This window comes from Aeromonas sp. HMWF015 (assembly GCF_963878965.1).
GTDB classification, from domain to species: Bacteria; Pseudomonadota; Gammaproteobacteria; order Enterobacterales; family Aeromonadaceae; genus Aeromonas; species Aeromonas veronii.
The window spans coordinates 17,377-18,861 of the sequence record NZ_CAWNZT010000164.1 but is presented as its reverse complement, the minus strand read 5'-3'; the positions used below and the strand labels follow the sequence as shown (position 1 = coordinate 18,861).

At 63.2% G+C, this 1,485-nt stretch carries 2 protein-coding genes; both read left to right on the top strand.

Translation table 11 applies throughout. The annotated features are described in order from the left end of the window. Positions 1-29 precede the first annotated feature (29 nt). Positions 30-194: a DUF2256 domain-containing protein gene (locus tag AACS18_RS08495; RefSeq protein WP_021230203.1), complete on the top strand. Its 165-nt coding sequence runs from the start codon at positions 30-32 to the stop codon at positions 192-194. Continuing rightward, a partial coding sequence (locus AACS18_RS08490) for a cryptochrome/photolyase family protein (protein WP_258228686.1) occupies positions 194-1,485 on the top strand: 1,292 nt, incomplete at its 3' end. The genes AACS18_RS08495 and AACS18_RS08490, both read left to right, overlap by 1 nt.

Genomic DNA, 1,485 nt, shown 5'->3' with positions numbered 1-1,485 from the left:
TCCCCCATCAGCCAAGGCCGGAAGCCATCATGCATCGCAAACCCCATCTGCCCGAGAAGATCTGCCCCGTCTGCCAACGCCCCTTCAGCTGGCGGCGCAAGTGGGCGCGCAGTTGGGAGGAGATTCGCTACTGCAGCGAGCGCTGTCGCCACGCTCGTCACAGCAGCCAGCAACCTGTGGGAGAGCGAGTCTGATGGAGCTGCGTCTTGTTCTTGGCGATCAGCTGAACGCCGGTCACAGCTGGTTTCGCACGCCGGATCCGGCAATCTGCTATCTGATGGCGGAGCTGCGCCAAGAGACCGACTACTGCCGCCACCATCGCCAGAAGGTGCTGGCCTTCTTTGCCGCCATGCGCGCCTTTGCCGCGGCCCTCACCCAAGCGGGCCACCGCGTCTGTTACCTGACCCTTGATGAGAGCGCCCGCTGGCCCGATTTGCCCAGCTTGCTGGCAGCTCAGCTCGAAGCACATCAGGCCAGCAGCTTTGCCTGGCAGAGCCCGGACGAGTGGCGCCTCGCCAGCCAGTTGAAAAGCTGGGCGGCGGGCCTTGCCATCCCTGCCACCGAGGCGGAGAGCGAACATTTTCTCACCCCCCGCGATGGCTGGCAGCGCTATCCCCACAGCCGGATGGAGTTCTTCTACCGCGCCCTGCGCAAGCAATACCAAGTGCTGCTCGATGAGCGCGGCCAACCCCTTGGCGGGCGCTGGAACTTCGATGACGAGAACCGCGCCAAGCTGCCGGAGCGTCAGCCGATCCCGGAACCCCTCACCTTTGCCAACGAGGTGAGCGAGATTGATGCCATGCTGACCCGTCACGGGGTCAGTACCATCGGCGAGGCAGATGCCAGCAGGCTGCCGTGGCCCATCACAAGGCGCCAGAGTCGCGAGCTGCTGGCCCATTTTCTGGCCCACTGCCTGCCCCACTTTGGCCGCTATCAGGATGCCCTGAGCGAGCGGGGCTGGAGCCTGTTTCACAGCCGTCTGTCGTTTTCCCTCAACAGCAAGATGCTTCATCCGCTTGAGGTGATTCGGGCCGCCGAATCCCACTGGCAGGCCAATCAGGCCACCATCACGCTGGCGCAGGTGGAGGGGTTTATTCGCCAGATCCTCGGCTGGCGCGAGTTTGTCCGTGCCCTTTACTGGGAGAAGATGCCCGACTACAAGCAGACCAATTTTCTCGGGGCCAACCGGCCGCTGCCCGGTTTTTTCTGGAGTGGCGAAACCAGAATGGCCTGCGTGCGCCACGCCATAAACCAATCCCTTGAGCACGGTTACGCCCACCATATCCAGCGGCTGATGGTGACCGGCAACTTTGCCCTGCTGGCGGGGCTCGATCCTGACGAGGTGGATCAGTGGTATCTCGGTATCTATGTGGATGCCATCGAGTGGGTTGAGCTGCCCAACACCCGCGGCATGAGCCAGTTTGCCGATGGCGGCCTGATGGGCAGCAAGCCCTACGCCAGCAGCGGCGCTTATCTCGAGCGAAT